The organism is Pseudomonas sp. p50(2008) (assembly GCF_015351605.1).
Classification (GTDB): Bacteria; Pseudomonadota; Gammaproteobacteria; order Pseudomonadales; family Pseudomonadaceae; genus Aquipseudomonas.
Genome location: NZ_JACMYF010000004.1, coordinates 260,981 through 275,410, shown reverse-complemented (window position 1 = coordinate 275,410; position 14,430 = coordinate 260,981). Strand labels below are relative to the sequence as shown.

The 14,430-nt window shown below is 55.7% G+C and carries 10 protein-coding genes and 1 pseudogene; 8 read left to right on the top strand and 3 right to left on the bottom strand.

Features of this window, described 5'->3' with window-relative positions; genetic code table 11:
* Positions 1 to 46 precede the first annotated feature (46 nt).
* From putP to H7698_RS12965, 8 genes and pseudogenes are all read left to right on the top strand, one after another.
* Entirely contained in the window at positions 47 to 1,531 is a 1,485-nt protein-coding gene (gene putP / locus H7698_RS13000) for a sodium/proline symporter PutP (protein WP_162440190.1), read from the top strand.
* 247 nt (positions 1,532 to 1,778) lie between these two features.
* Positions 1,779 to 3,707: pseudogene (locus H7698_RS12995) on the top strand (type VI secretion system Vgr family protein); the annotation flags it as partial.
* A 1,028-nt stretch (positions 3,708 to 4,735) separates the two neighbouring features.
* Positions 4,736 to 5,107 (top strand): hypothetical protein, encoded by a 372-nt coding sequence (locus H7698_RS12990; protein WP_162440192.1) that lies wholly within the window; start codon positions 4,736 to 4,738, stop codon positions 5,105 to 5,107.
* Between the two features lie 611 nt (positions 5,108 to 5,718).
* A complete protein-coding gene (locus H7698_RS12985; protein WP_194691624.1) occupies positions 5,719 to 6,102 on the top strand; it encodes a hypothetical protein in 384 nt (127 codons plus the stop codon).
* Positions 6,103 to 6,321: 219 nt separating this feature from the next.
* Complete coding sequence (locus tag H7698_RS12980) at positions 6,322 to 6,708, top strand: hypothetical protein (RefSeq protein WP_194691623.1); 387 nt, start codon at positions 6,322 to 6,324, stop codon at positions 6,706 to 6,708.
* A 30-nt stretch (positions 6,709 to 6,738) separates the two neighbouring features.
* The gene (locus H7698_RS12975; RefSeq protein ID WP_194691622.1) at positions 6,739 to 7,470 is read left to right on the top strand and encodes a DUF4123 domain-containing protein; all 732 of its coding nucleotides are present in this window, start codon (positions 6,739 to 6,741) and stop codon (positions 7,468 to 7,470) included.
* A gap of 350 nt (positions 7,471 to 7,820) precedes the next feature.
* Positions 7,821 to 8,147, top strand: a complete 327-nt coding sequence (locus tag H7698_RS12970) for a hypothetical protein (protein WP_194691621.1) — start codon at positions 7,821 to 7,823, stop codon at positions 8,145 to 8,147.
* A 166-nt stretch (positions 8,148 to 8,313) separates the two neighbouring features.
* Positions 8,314 to 9,153 (top strand): 23S rRNA (adenine(2030)-N(6))-methyltransferase RlmJ, encoded by an 840-nt coding sequence (locus H7698_RS12965; RefSeq protein WP_194691620.1) that lies wholly within the window; start codon positions 8,314 to 8,316, stop codon positions 9,151 to 9,153.
* Positions 9,154 to 9,196: 43 nt separating this feature from the next.
* On the opposite strand, the gene msrA is transcribed toward H7698_RS12965, so the two are convergent.
* The 3 genes from msrA to H7698_RS12950 all read right to left on the bottom strand — a co-directional run bounded on the left by msrA (position 9,197) and on the right by H7698_RS12950 (position 14,278).
* Positions 9,197 to 9,844, bottom strand: a complete 648-nt coding sequence (gene msrA / locus H7698_RS12960; protein WP_162440199.1) for a peptide-methionine (S)-S-oxide reductase MsrA — start codon at positions 9,842 to 9,844, stop codon at positions 9,197 to 9,199.
* 83 nt (positions 9,845 to 9,927) lie between these two features.
* Entirely contained in the window at positions 9,928 to 12,621 is a 2,694-nt protein-coding gene (locus H7698_RS12955) for a sensor domain-containing phosphodiesterase (RefSeq protein ID WP_194691619.1), read from the bottom strand.
* A 262-nt stretch (positions 12,622 to 12,883) separates the two neighbouring features.
* Complete coding sequence (locus tag H7698_RS12950) at positions 12,884 to 14,278, bottom strand: alkaline phosphatase D family protein (RefSeq protein ID WP_194691618.1); 1,395 nt, start codon at positions 14,276 to 14,278, stop codon at positions 12,884 to 12,886.
* Positions 14,279 to 14,430 lie beyond the last annotated feature (152 nt).

Here is a 14,430-nt window from a genome sequence, read left to right as displayed (position 1 = left end):
TAACCAAGACCGCCGCTACATAAAAACAAAGCCAGGGCGTAACTCAATGAGCGTAAGCAATCCAACCCTGATCACGTTCGTGATCTACATCGCAGCAATGGTGCTGATCGGCTTCATGGCCTATCGCTCCACCAATAACCTTTCTGACTACATTCTGGGCGGTCGTAGCCTGGGTAGCGTCGTGACTGCATTGTCCGCCGGTGCTTCCGACATGAGCGGCTGGTTGTTGATGGGCCTGCCGGGCGCCATCTATATGTCTGGGCTTTCCGAAAGCTGGATCGCCATCGGCCTGATCGTGGGTGCCTACCTGAACTGGCTGTTCGTCGCTGGCCGTCTGCGTGTGCAGACTGAGCACAACGGTGATGCGCTGACCCTTCCGGATTACTTCTCCAGCCGTTTCGAAGACAAAAGCGGCCTGCTGCGGATCATTTCTGCGGTCGTGATTCTGGTGTTCTTCACCATCTACTGCGCTTCCGGCATTGTGGCCGGTGCCCGTCTGTTCGAAAGCACCTTCGGCATGTCCTACGAGACCGCGCTGTGGGCCGGTGCTGCGGCAACGATTGCCTACACCTTCGTCGGTGGTTTCCTGGCCGTGAGCTGGACTGACACCGTACAAGCCACGCTGATGATCTTCGCCCTGTTGCTGACACCGATCATCGTGCTGCTGGCCACCGGTGGTGTCGACACCACGTTCCTGGCGATCGAAGCGCAAGATCCAAGCAACTTCGACATGCTGAAAAACACCACCTTCATCGGCGTGATCTCGCTGATGGGCTGGGGCCTGGGCTACTTCGGCCAGCCGCACATCCTGGCGCGTTTCATGGCCGCGGATTCGGTGAAGTCGATTGCCAAGGCGCGTCGCATCTCCATGGCCTGGATGATCCTGTGCCTGGGCGGCACCGTAGCGGTCGGTTTCTTCGGCATCGCCTACTTCTCGGCGCACCCGGATCTGGCCGGTCCTGTGACTGAAAACCCTGAGCGTGTGTTCATCGAGCTGGCAAAAATCCTGTTCAACCCATGGGTTGCCGGTGTGCTGCTGTCGGCCATTCTGGCGGCGGTGATGAGTACGTTGAGCTGCCAGTTGCTGGTCTGCTCGAGCGCCCTGACCGAAGACTTCTACAAGACTTTCCTGCGCAAGAGCGCTTCCCAGGTTGAACTGGTCTGGGTCGGTCGCGCCATGGTCCTGCTGGTTGCCCTGATCGCCATCGCGATGGCGGCTAACCCGGAAAACCGTGTACTGGGTCTGGTCAGCTACGCCTGGGCCGGCTTCGGTGCTGCGTTCGGCCCCGTTGTCCTGATCTCCGTGATCTGGAAAGACATGACCCGTAATGGTGCACTGGCCGGTATCCTGGTCGGCGCGATCACTGTGATTGTCTGGAAACACTTCGAGTTGCTGGGTCTGTACGAAATCATCCCTGGTTTCATCTTCGCCAGCCTGGCGATCTACATCGTCAGCAAACTGGGCGCGCCGACTGCCGGCATGCTGCAGCGTTTCGAAGCTGCTGAAGCTGATTTCCGCCTGAACAAGTAATGGGGACGAGCTGAAGCTCCGACCTGTTGCCGAACACTAAAACGGCCCGCTTCTTTTTGGAGGCGGGCCGTTTTTTTATGCCTGTAGCACTCGCTCTATTCAACAGGGGTGTCTGTAGCCCAAAGCCTGTTTTCGGTCGGCAAAAGCGCCAGGCGCAGTAAGAAAAGTCTGTTTTTCCTGTCCCCCCGTCAGTACCCGTTGTCGCTCATACAGAATCGCCCACCTTCGTTCTGCAGAGACACATCGGATGTTCGCTCCTGCCAATCAGCCGCGTTTCACGTTGACCCTCGATGGCGATTCAAAAAGTGACTTCAAGGTGCTTGAATTCACCGGTAAGGAGGCCATCAGCCAGCCCTACCGTTTTGACTTGGAACTGGTCAGCGACCGCCCGGACATAGACCTCGAAACGCTCCTGCATCGTGAGGCGTTTCTAAGCTTTGATTCGGGCGAGGCCGGCATTCACGGCCAGATCTTTCGGGTAGGCCAGGGACACTCCGATCATCGGCGAACGCACTATCAGATCAGCCTTGTGCCGCGTCTGGCGTACCTCGGCCAGCGCATCAATCAACGTATTTTCCAGCATCAAAGCGTGCAGGCCATCATCACCCTGGTCCTCAAGGAGCACGGCATCCTGGGGGATGCCTTCAACTTTCAGCTCGACCATCAATACCCGGAACGCGAGTACTGCGTGCAATACGCGGAAAGCGATTTGGCGTTCATTCAACGCCTGTGTGCGGAGATCGGCTTTCACTACCATTTTCGACACAGCCCCGACGGGCATTTGCTGGTGTTCGCCGATCACCAGACGGGTTTTACGCTGCTGCCCGAACCGACTGTTTACCGGCCGCGAAACGCAACAGTGGCGGATCAACCCGTCATCAAACGCTTCGACGTACGCTTTGAAACCCGCACGACAAAAGTGTCTCGTCGCGATTACGACTTCCTGAAGCCGCATCTGGACCTTGAAAGCCGCGTCGGCCAGAAACAGTCGGTGCATGAGGATTATCAATTTCCGGGGCAATTCGCCGAGCCGGAGCATGGCAAGCGTCTGGCGCAGCGGGCTCTGGAGCGGCATGGCGCCGATTATCAACAGGCCGAAGGGCTCAGCGATCAGCCTGCGTTAATCAGCGGGACATTCCTGCGGTTAGCCGAGCACCCGCAAGAGAAATGGAACGACCTGTGGCTGATTACCCAAACCGAGCATCGCGGTCGGCAGCCGCAGGTGCTCGAAGAGTCGACGCCTGACGACAGCCCGAATGATTTTAAAGGCTATCAAAACACCTTTCTGGCGACGCCGTGGGACGTGCTGTTTCGCCCGCCATTGGGTCCAGAAAAGCCGCGCATGCTCGGCTACCAGTCCGCCGTGGTGACGGGACCCAAGGACAGCGAAATCCACTGCGACGCGTTTGGCCGGGTCAAGGTACAGCTTGCCTGGGACCGTGAAGGTGAACGCGATGAACATTCCAGCTGCTGGCTGCGCGTGGCCTCGGGTTGGGCGCACGACCGATATGGCAGCGTGATGATCCCGCGGGTAGGCATGGAAGTGCTGGTGGGGTTCATTGATGCCGACGCGGACAAACCGCTGGTAATGGGTTGCGTGCCGAATGCGGCCAATCCGATGCCGTTGAATCTGCCAGCGGACAAGACCCGCAGTATTTTTCGCAGCCAGACCAGTCCGGGTGGCGGTGGCTACAACGAAGTGCGAATCGAGGACCGCAAGGGCTCTGAAGAGATCTATCTGCGAGCTCAGCGGAACTGGAATCAACACGTGCTCAACGATCAGCATGTGCAAGTGGGCAATCAGCGCCACGTCGTGATTGGTGGCGATCAGTCGCAGGGGGCGAGCGACAACCTGCGAGTGCACGGTGATCAATCTGTCCGGGTAAACAATCAGAACCTTGAGGCGAGCGGGCATTTCCATGTGCGTGCGGGCCAGCAGGTTGTTATCGACGGCGGTGCCAGCTTGTCGATCCAGGCGGGCGGGCATTGGATCAACATTGGCCCTGGCGGAATCTTCAGCAGTGTAGAGATAGAGCTTGGTGGTGCGCTGATGCCTGTAATGGGCGCCGCGACCCCTAAAGTGGTACCTGCCGCGTTAAGCCCCGCACAAATCCGCAGCCTCAAAAGCCCCGCGCCGTTCTGCGAAGAATGCGAGCGTTGCAAGGATGGCCTCTGCCTTCCTCCGAACTCGTTACTCGACACTTCCAAAGCCGCCGTGAGCGAAGGCGCTGAACCGGGTTTTCACATCGTCGAGCAACCCATGTGCCGTGCGGCGCTCGAGTCTCTGCTCTTCCCCCAGCCGACCCCGGCCGTTATTGAAAAATTTCGCCGCCTCAATCCGCAAGTGAGTGGCTACGCCAAGCCTGGTCAACTGATCGTCCTGAGCGACCCCGGCAACACCCAATGCACCCGCGAAGAAGCGTTGCTGATGGAAGCGGCGCAGACCGTCGACGCGGCGCTGGAGCCAATGAGTGATGCCGAAGCCGAGTTCATGGCGCGGCATCATGATGAGGTTGAATCGTTCCTGACGCAGGGTTCGACCGGCGTCGGGATAGGTGCTGCGATGTTTGGTACGCACCTGGGGAACGTACAAAAGACACTGGTCGACATTGAAGCGCTGCACAAAAGGACCTTCGAACAGAACAGGAAACTGACGGGCGCCGACTTCTACGCCGAACGCCAACGATTGATGAAACAACTGGATAACGGCCTTGGACCGCTGGTGCGCAAAGGCCTTGGCATTCCTGATCATCTGAAACTGAAGAACGCGTTGGGTATTTCTACCCGAAGTCTGGTGCGGCATTGGAAACAGGCGGGTACGGCAGGTGGGATTCCGGGGTATGCCACGCATATTGAGGGGGTGAGTAGGGCGAGTAAGGTGATTAAGGCGGGGGGGTATGTCGGGATTGGATTGGGTGCTGCTGCTTCTGGGCTGAAGGTCAAGGAGACTTGTCGGGTTGGAACGGAAGAAGCTTGCAGGAAGGTGAAGTTTACGGAGGCGGGGAAGTTTAGCGGGAACGTTGCTCTAGGGGCGATCGGCGGGGTTGCCGGAGCAACCACATGTGTCCTAGTAGGAATAGGTACTGCCGGGATAGGAGGGATAGCTTGCGGACTTGTACTTACTGGAGTTGGCACAGTCTTGGGAGGGGCGGTTGGGGCAGAATTGGGAGAATTGGGTGGGGAGTTGGTTTATGAGGTTTCCAAGTGAAGGAGAATCTCGGTGAGCTATTAATGTTTGGTGGGCTAGCTTTAATAGTTGTTACTTTGCTATGTTTTTGTTTAATTGTTTATCTTGCGTATTTTAGGTTAAAAGAAATACTTGCTAATTTAAAATCATCCTCTTCTGTTAGTGGTTATGATTTTCCGCTTGGGATTGCACCTTTAATGCGTCTTGCATTGCTTGGTTATATAGGAATGATGTTGACCTTACCGCAGTCATGCATAAAAAACGGAACATTAAGCGCTCATGATTACGCGCGATTTCCTAAACGGTTAAAGTTTTTGGTGAAATTTTGCAATTGCTTTGTTTGGTCGCTATTAGTAGTGCTCTTAATTGTATGGGGGAAGCTGCCATAGCACTGCGAGTGGTTCAACGGGCGCCGGGATAAGTGCTGCTATTTTTTGTAAATGTTTTGGCGGCGTAAAAAAGACGTTAGTAGACATTGAAGCGCTGCACAAAAGGACCTTCGATAAGAACGGGAAACTGACGGGCGCCGACTTTTACGCCGAACGCCAACGATTGATGAAAAAACGCGTTGGGTATTTCTACCCGAAGTCTGGTACGGCATTGGAAACAGGCGGGTACGGCAGGCGGGATTCCGGGGTATGCCACGCATATTGAGGGGGTGAGTAGGGCGAGTAAGGTGATTAGGGCGGGGGGGGTATGTCGGGATTGGATTGGGTGCTGCTGCTTCGGGAGTGAGGGTAAGCGAAGCTTGCCGCGCTGGCCGAGAGCAAGAATGCAAAAAAGTGCAAATCGTTGAAAGTTGGAAATTGATGGGGGCTATAGCAGGAAGTAGTGCTGGTCCAGTTGTGGTCGGTAAAACATGTGCTGCCGTTGGTAAGTCTCCCCATGGCCTGCTGGTTTGTGCCGTAGTCGCCGCAGGTGTTGGCGCGATCGGTGGCGGGTTGATAGGAGAGACAATTGGTGAAGGTATTGGCGAATTAGTATACGCGTGGACTGAGTGATGTTAGATGCAAGGGGGATCTATTTTTTAGTTGCGATGATTGTTGTTGTGTCAGGGGTGGGGATGTTTCTATTTCAGTTGTATTTCGCGTACTTCAAGCTTGATTGCTTATTAAAAAATCTGCCAAATTCGTATGGGGTCGATATCCGGAAGTCAATGCTGGGTAGAGATCCGATGAGTAGGGTTTTTGTGTCTGCGAACATTGCAATGATGCTTGTTCAATATAAGAAATCAATAAAAAATGGTGAGCTTGATCAGCGGGATTACGACGCAATTCCAGCGAATTTATTGCTGTGTATGAAATTGATTTATTTTGCTGCGTTGGTAATAGGCTGGATGCTGATTAGCATGTTTGTAGTCGGGAAATTTTTGGGTTGGCTTTAGTTAATAAGCGAGCTTGGCTATTAAGGTGGGGCAGTTGAGGTTCGGCCGAAATGGGGCTGCTCGATGGGTCGAGGTTAAGGAGACTTGTCGGATTGGGACGGAACATGCTTGCAAGAACGTCCCATCGATAGTGCTGGGGGAAAACACTTATGGTTGGGGTGTGATCGGAGCATCTGGCGAGGAGAAATCACGTGAAATCACTTATAAGGTATTTAATGAATGACAAACGATAGCGAGGTATGGTTTTTCTTGGATTTTGGTGGTTTGGCTTTTGGGCTCGGCTTTATTTTTATTATAGGACAAATCTATCTCTGTTTTTTTAAGCTGGAACGAATTTTAAGGTCGCTCAGTAATTCGTTTGGGGTCGTGATACTTCACCCTTTCCTGAGAAGTGGTTTTTTCAGGGCTGGTTTTATGATGAATCAAATAGCTTCATATTTGTTGTATCCAAATAGATCAATTAGAAGTGGCGCTTTAGATGAGCTGGATTATTTGAATTTTCCTCGCGGGTTACTGTATCTCATACGTGGTTTATATATGACGGCAGTTGGGAGTATGGTTTCAATGCTCGTGCACTATTTTTATAAAAATGGATGGCTTGGATAGGTTTGGTTTTTAGTTCTCATGGATAAATTAATGACTAACGAGCATACAGATACCTGGCTCCACAACAACCCGCTCAAGAGTGCGGAACAACTCTTTGCCATTTTCAGCAGTGCGAGCGCTGCTGAACCTTTCAAAGTTTGGCGGGCTTCGAAGGGAGGTAAGGCTCCCAGCCCGGTTTGGGCCGAAACAATTTATGCCGAGTGGGAAGAGGTGATGCCTTATGTAGGAATTGTCGCGGCTGACGGTGAGTTTTTGCAGTGGGTTGCGACAACTGAGTCTCAGGATTGGGGGTGGTTGGCGGTTTCTGCGGCGCCCTTAAAAGTCGTGGTTGAGCACATGCGCAGCCTTACCCAGGTGACATTGCCCAATGGTAATGCGGTGTTTTTCCGGTTTTGGGATGGGCGATATCTGCTGCCGATTTTGCAGTCTGCGCAAGTGAATGCGGCTGAGTTGCTGCCGGTTTTTGACCGGTGTCTGATCAATGGGCAGACGGTTGAAATTGGCGGTAACGCGTTGAAATCGGCGAAGGTTTTTCCATGGTGGGCGGTGCCGGATTCGCTGCTGCAGCAGTTGGGGGATGAGGATGTTTCGACTCAGCTCAACAATTTGATTCAGTGGTTGAGTGAGGAGCATCAGACGCTGTTCGAGGCCTTTTCGGAAAGCGTGTTGCGCAGGAAGGTGGAGGCGTTTCTTGCGCAGCCTGGGGTTCCTTCAGTTCCGAAGGTGAAGTTGCTGGAGCACTTGATGATGGAGCTGGGTTGATTTGATGGAGTAGGTCCGAGGAAATTTCTGGGCAAAGTCTTCGGAGATTTCCTTCGAGTTTTGGCGGTTTGCATGAACTGGTGCGGTGGGTGATGTATCGATAGTCTTTGGCTGCCACTGTGATTCAGTGGTGGGGCGTAGGAACCCGGTAGTGGCATCGGAAAGCATTAGCATCGAAACCAATTTGCGGCCGTTATTGTGCGTCCGTAAGATCAGTTGCGGCGGCTATGCGCGGGCATGCTTCGGCGTGGTCGAGTTCTCCGATGCTCGGTATTCCTACCCCGCGTATAGCTGCCACCCAAGCCCGTAGGAAGGCTGATGGCAGCTCCCATTATCATTGGAGATTTCAAATGCCATCACTTCATCCCGATCCTCCGTATGTAAAGCCAGCTCCTCATCCGGATAACCGCTTCAAGGCGCTCACCAGCAACTGCAGTGACATGCCCACCCTGTTCCTGGATACCCAGGCACCCATCGACGTTTTGACCGACGCGGCCAACTACCGAATCCAGGCTGTTACCCAAGTGCTCGAAAATCTGTCCATGCGCGGATCGGTCGAGTGCGACTCTTTCATTCTCAGTGACTTTGCATTGCTCTGCGCGATTCCGCTGCGGGACGGCTGTGATGTGCTGGAAGTGGTGCGGCGGCGGTTGCGGCCTCGACCTTCAGGATCGTAACGGGCTGTTGTGGTGAGGGCGTAAATTCCCTTGCCACAGGTTCTGCCAGTGCTGGTCACAAGTCTTGCCAATGTCCTGGATTTTTTGTGCCGCCACCCGCTCGGCTGCGAAGCCCTGACGTTCGGCTCGGTACAAGGTAAACTTCCCGGCCTTCGCAGGAGCAATCATGAATTATCGTCACGCCTTCCATGCCGGCAATCACGCCGATGTGTTCAAACACCTGACCTTGACCCGCCTCATCGCCCTGATGTCGCGCAAGGAGCAGCCGTTTGCCTATCTCGACACTCACGCCGGCATTGGTCTGTATGACCTGCAGGGTGATCAGGCCAACCGTACCGGTGAGTACCTGGAAGGGATTGCCCGGTTGTGGGATCAGCCTGATCTGCCGGCGTTGACCGCCGATTACATGAAGGTGCTGCACGACATGAACCCGGATGGCCAATTGCGCTATTACCCGGGCTCGCCGGAGCTGGCGCGTCGTCTGACACGGCCACAGGATCGGTTGATGCTCAACGAGAAGCACCCCGAAGACGGTGTGTTGCTCAAGGACAACATGGCGGGTGATCGCCGGGTCAAGGTGCATCTGGGCGAGGGCTGGCACGTGCCGCGTGCCATGTTGCCGGTGCAGGAGAAGCGGGCGGTGATGTTGATTGATCCACCGTTCGAGCAACTGGATGAGATGCAGCGTTGTGCGGCGTCGCTGAAAGAGGCTATTGGACGGATGCGTCAAACCGTGGCTGCGATCTGGTACCCGGTGAAGGACCAGCGCATGTTGCGCCGTTTCTATCAGGACCTGGCCGGCACGGGCGCGCCGAAGTTGTTGCGGGTGGAGTTGCTGGTGCATCCACTGGACACGCCGAACACCTTGAACGGTTCCGGGCTGGCGATTGCCAATCCGCCGTGGGGACTGGAGGAAGAATTGCGTGAGCTGCTGCCGTGGTTGTCCAAGAAGCTGGGACAGACTCAGGGCGGGTGGCAGATGGATTGGTTGATTGCCGAGAGTTGACCGATCATTCCCACGCAGAGCATGGGAACGATCAGAGCTCACTTCAGATCGGACAAGTCACGCCCGTACCACCAATCCCGCAATACCCTTCCGGGTTTTTCGCCAGGTATTGCTGGTGATAGGCCTCGGCAAAGTAGACCGTCGGGGCTTCATCGATTTCGGTCGTGATAGTGCCTTTGCCAGCCTTGTTCAATTCAGCCTGGAAGATCTTCGCGCTGGCCTTGGCCGCGTCCAGCTGTGTCGGGTTGGTGGCGTAGATGACCGAGCGATACTGCGTGCCGATGTCGTTGCCCTGGCGCATGCCTTGAGTCGGGTTGTGCAGCTCCCAGAACATCTTCAGCAGCTCGTCGTAGCTGACTTTCGCCGGCTCGTAGACTACCAGTACCACCTCAGTGTGGCCGGTCAGGCCCGAGCAGACCTCTTCATAAGTCGGGTTCGGCGTGAAACCGCCGGCGTAGCCAACCACGGTACTGACCACACCCTCACGCTGCCAGAAGCGACGCTCCGCACCCCAGAAGCACCCCAGACCGAAGATGGCGAAATCCACATCCGTGACGAACGGGCCCAGCAGCGGCGAGTCGTGGACGAAGTGTTTTTCCGGCAAGTTCATTGGGGTTTCGCGGCCAGGCAGGGCTTGTTCTTTAGTTGGAAGCACGTTTTTGTTCACCAGAATTTCCGAGCGCAGAACCATCATCAGTCCTCTCAGTCAGGTTGAATGTGAATTGTTAGACACGCAGTTTGCCCAATTATCCCTTTGGGAGCGAGGGTGTGCCGTCAGGCAATCGGTCCGCGCGGATAGCGCTTGAGCTTTTCAATCAGCTCGGTGCCCGGGATCGGGCGGTCGAACAGGTAGCCCTGACCGACATCACAACGGTGGCGCCGCAAGAACGCGAGCTGTTCAGCCGTCTCGATGCCTTCAGCCACTACCTTGAGTTTCAGGTTGTGGGCCATGGCGATCACGGCGGAGGTGATCTCCATGTCGTCCTGGTTATCCGGGATTTCGTGAATGAAGCTTCGATCGATCTTGATGATATCGATCGGGAATTTTTTCAGGTAACTGAGCGACGAATAACCCGTACCGAAATCGTCCATGGCCAGGGTCAGGCCCAGGCGCTTGAGCTGGTCGAGCTGCAAGTGAGTGTCTTCGGTGGCCTCCAGCAGCAGGCCTTCCGTTAACTCAAGTTCGAGCAAATTGGCCGGCAGCGCTTCTTCCTTGAGGATATTGGCGATGGACGCCACCAGGTCCGGGTCGGAGAACTGCTTGGGCGACAGGTTGATCGCCACCTGAAGATTGCCCAGGCCGGCCGCCGTCAGGTCTTTGCTCATGCGGCAGGCCTGTCGGGCGATCCATTTGCCAATGGGAATGATCAGGCCGGTCTCTTCTGCCACGCTGATGAACTGATCCGGGCGGATCATGCCTTTTTCCGGATGGTTCCAGCGCAGCAGCGCTTCCATGCCCAGCAGGCGACCGCTACGCAGGCAAAGCTTGGGCTGGTAGAACACGTCCAGTTCATTCTGGGTCAAGGCGCGGCGCAGGTTGTTTTCGACGAACAGCTTGTAGCTGGCCTCGGCGTTCAGCGCTTCGGTGAACACTTGAACCTGATGTTTGCCGTTGGCCTTGGCCTTGTGCAGCGCGAGGCCGGCGTTACGCATCAGGGTTTGCGGGTCGCGTCCATGCAGGGGTGCGCAGGCCAGGCCGACTGAGCCCGTGACGCTGATCAACTGGTTGTCGACGAACATGGGTTTGTCGAGGGTCGCCAGCAATTGATTGGCGACCTTCTGGCCGCTGCACAGGTCGGTGTTGTCCAGTAACACCGCGAACTCGTTACTGGCAAAACGCGCCAGGCTGCCGCTCGGGCTCAGGCTGTTGCGCAGGCGTCGGGCCAGGCTGATCAGCAGCTTGTCGCCGGTCTGGTGGCCGAGGCTGTCATTGATGCGCTTGAAGTTATCAATGTCCACCAGCAGCAGGCTGATGGGCGTATCGGTGTCGCGCGCGAAGCGTTCGTCAAGGTTGCGGATGAACGCCGGGCGATTACCCAGGTTGGTCAGGTTGTCGGTGTAAGCCAGGCGCTCGATGCGCTGCTGGGCGAGTTTGGTCTGGGTGATGTCTTCGTAAATGCCGATGTAATGCGTCAGCTCGCGGTTGTCGCCGTAAACCTTGGAGATCGACAACTGGCCCCAATAGGGTTCGAGGTTTTTACGGCGGCTTTTGAACTCGCCTTGCCAGCTGTTGCTTTTGACCAGTGCCGAGGGCGCGTCGAACAGCAGCTCGCTCAGGTTCTCCAGTGCCGGCAGTTCCGACAGCCGCTGGCCGTGGACTTCTTCAGTGCTGTATTGAGTGATCGCTGTGAAACTCGGATTGACGTACTCGACCACCCCGTCGCAATTGACCAGCAAAAAGGCATTGGCACTTTGCTCCACGGCGCGTTGGAACAAGTGCAAGGCACTGGTGGCGGCGCGGCGGTTGTGGTTGTTGATCACTTGGGCGAATTGGTCTGCCAGCTCACCGGCGAAGGCAATTTCGTCCGATTGCCAGGCGCGAGTGATACCGATCTGTTCCAGGCAGAGCACGCCCACGACGTTGCCATCAACCCGAATACTGGCATCGAGCATCGCAATGATGTCCCGCGGTCGCAGGCTGTCCACCAGTTCCCGGGTACGCGGGTCGTGCATCACGTTGTGGGCGTCAATGGCGCGGCCGGTGTTCAAGGCTTCCAGGTAATTCGGGAAGCCGCTGACGTCGATCGGTTCCGGCAGCTGATGGTTCCGGGTGGCGCGATGATAGGCCGAGATTGGCACCAGGAATGAATCTTCAAGGTTCCACAGGCTGGCACAGTCGATTTCGTAGATGTCACACGCGCTGCGGGTTATCAGCTCAGCGGCTTCCTGCAGGGAATTGTTGCTGCTGTAACGCTGGCGAGTCAGCAACAGGATCAGGTCCTGCTGTGCGCGAACCCGATCCAGGTGCAGCAGTTGTTCCTGCTGTGCGCGCTGATTGAGTTCCAGTGCGATTTGCAGGCGCGAGTTCTGAGTTTCCAGGTCCAGCGCCGACAGCTGCGGATTGCCCTCGAACAGGTCGTCTACAACCATCAAGTAGCCACGCAGCAACTGCCGATTGTGCTGTTTGAAGGCTTCACCCAGCTCCAGCAGGTTCAAGGCGCCGGAGGGGGTGTGCAAGGTGTAGCGGATCAGGTAATTGGGGCTTTCAGTCAGTTGCTGCTGGATCGCGTCATGCAACTGATGGCGCGCTTGCGGCTCCATCAGGCTGGCGTAGGGCGAACTGATCAGGGAGCAGAGCTCCGTAGCCGCCAGGCCGAACTGTCTTTCGCAGTTCGGATCGAGAAACAACAGCGCCCAGCTCGCCTCATTCAGCCGTTCGAAACGCAGCATGCCGAGCCGCGAGGGCACAGGCAACTGCGTCACTACCTCGGCCACCATACGGCTGGCGGCATCGGGTTGGCTTTTCATGGAGGGAACTCGCTTCGAAAGTGCTGATCGCGCCGGGCTTTCGCCCTCTTTACTCTTGCGTGCGGCAAGGTTGCATCATTGCAACACTGACTGACAAGAGACATGAAGGCCAAGTGCTATAAGAATATGTCGGCAGAGAAGAAGATTTCTTCAGTGATTGCGCCAAAGTAAGTGCCAGACAATACAGACCGTGACCTGCGGCAGCGCCTGCATCAAGTGGGTAGACCCGTAGGTGCTGCCGCAGGCTGCGATCTTTTGACCGTTAGCGCAAAGGGATATCGGTCTGTTGCAGTAATTGGCCCTCCCGATCGTGGTAGCTGACACGAATCTGCCCGGCATCAACCACCAGATGGGCAAAGTTGTCCTGGCTGATCACTGCGCCGGTCAATGCGTGCCGGTACTCGCCCTCGGCCGTGCGGGCCAACGGTTGATCGAGGATAAAGCTGGCGGCATTGGCGTAAGGCAGTAATTTGCTGTTGCTTAGAGGCGACGACACCACGGTGTGCACCTCAAAATCCGGGTCCTCGCTGTGCGTCAGCCGGCTGGTCAGGGAGCCGTGGACATCGCCGGAGACAAAGATGACGTTCTTGATGCGGTGCTGGCGGATCGTCTCCAGCAGGCGCAGTCGCTGTTCGGGAAACGCTTTCCAGGCATCGTCGCCCTGAATTTTCTTATCGGGATAGAACATGACGCTGGTCACGACGAACTTCACTCGGGCCGAACTGTTGATCAACCATTCACATAAGGCGATTTCTTGCGCCTGATCAAGAATGCGCCGGTCAGCGGTGGATAGATTTCGCCGTGTTCGGCTGTCGGTCACAAACCATTCGATATCGCCCTCGGTAAACTGATACCAATACCTGTTGAGTGTCGAACTTACCCGGCCATTATCGAGTAACTCAGGAATGGGGCTGTGGCTGGCCTGGTATATCTCATAAGCAGTCATCGCATTCGTATATAAGTAGTCGTCTTTATTGCTCTTGTTGGCGGGCCAGTTGTCTTCTATTTCATGATCGTCAAGGATCATGTAAGTCGGCACACTGGACATTAACTGACTGATATTGGGCTGAGAAAAGGCGGCGCAGTACTTGCTGAAGATATCGTTTAGTTCACGGTCGGGCGCCACGATGTTCAAATCATCGACATAGACTTGATCGCCGGTCATCAACACCGCGCTGACGGGTGGTTGGGCGTGGCGTACCTGTTGCATGATCGACGCGAAGATTCGGTCACTCCGGTGCGGTAGAACGGGCATGCCGCCGGTCATTCGCAGGTATCGGCATGAGCCGACGATATAGGCGCGTGGTTTGGTCGTCGTTGTGGACGGCGTGCGGAAGCGGTAGAGGTCTTGCGGCCATTGCAGCGGTAGCTGTTGCGCTGTCTCCACCGTGTGCGTCGGGCCTGCGGGGCTGAACCAGCCAGCCTGATACTCGTATTCGGTGTCGGCGCTCAGTTCATTGAGTGCGATGACTTCGCACCCGTCACGGACAGGTTCCAGTTTCGCAAAAATACTGTTCAGCCAGCACACCTCTCCCGCTCGTCGATAACGAATACCGGCGAAAACAGAAATGTTTTTTCGTGGCGTGCCGCGCAGGAAGAGGCGTGTCTGATGAGTTGTCGTGTGGCCAACAATAGGGCCGACAGTAGGTTTGAACATAGTTGAGTCCATTCAGTATTGCGCCAGTCAGAAAATTAACAATGTCGGCGCGTTTATTAAGGCGTCGCATCACCAAGACTAGTGAGTGGACCTTAAAAAATACGGAGCGGAAATGGACTCGAGTTGTGGGCGATATCAGCTACAAATGTAGG

Excerpts from the sequence above, each read along its gene's own strand:
- putP (WP_162440190.1), top strand. The coding sequence starts at position 47 with ATGAGCGTAAGCAATCCAACCCTGATCACGTTCGTGATCTACATCGCA.
- H7698_RS12985 (WP_194691624.1), top strand. The coding sequence starts at position 5,719 with ATGTTAGATGCAAGGGGGATCTATTTTTTAGTTGCGATGATTGTTGTT.
- H7698_RS12980 (WP_194691623.1), top strand. The coding sequence starts at position 6,322 with ATGACAAACGATAGCGAGGTATGGTTTTTCTTGGATTTTGGTGGTTTG.
- H7698_RS12975 (WP_194691622.1), top strand. The coding sequence starts at position 6,739 with ATGACTAACGAGCATACAGATACCTGGCTCCACAACAACCCGCTCAAG.
- H7698_RS12970 (WP_194691621.1), top strand. The coding sequence starts at position 7,821 with ATGCCATCACTTCATCCCGATCCTCCGTATGTAAAGCCAGCTCCTCAT.
- H7698_RS12965 (WP_194691620.1), top strand. The coding sequence starts at position 8,314 with ATGAATTATCGTCACGCCTTCCATGCCGGCAATCACGCCGATGTGTTC.
- msrA (WP_162440199.1), bottom strand. The coding sequence starts at position 9,844 with ATGGTTCTGCGCTCGGAAATTCTGGTGAACAAAAACGTGCTTCCAACT.
- H7698_RS12955 (WP_194691619.1), bottom strand. The coding sequence starts at position 12,621 with ATGAAAAGCCAACCCGATGCCGCCAGCCGTATGGTGGCCGAGGTAGTG.
- H7698_RS12950 (WP_194691618.1), bottom strand. The coding sequence starts at position 14,278 with ATGTTCAAACCTACTGTCGGCCCTATTGTTGGCCACACGACAACTCAT.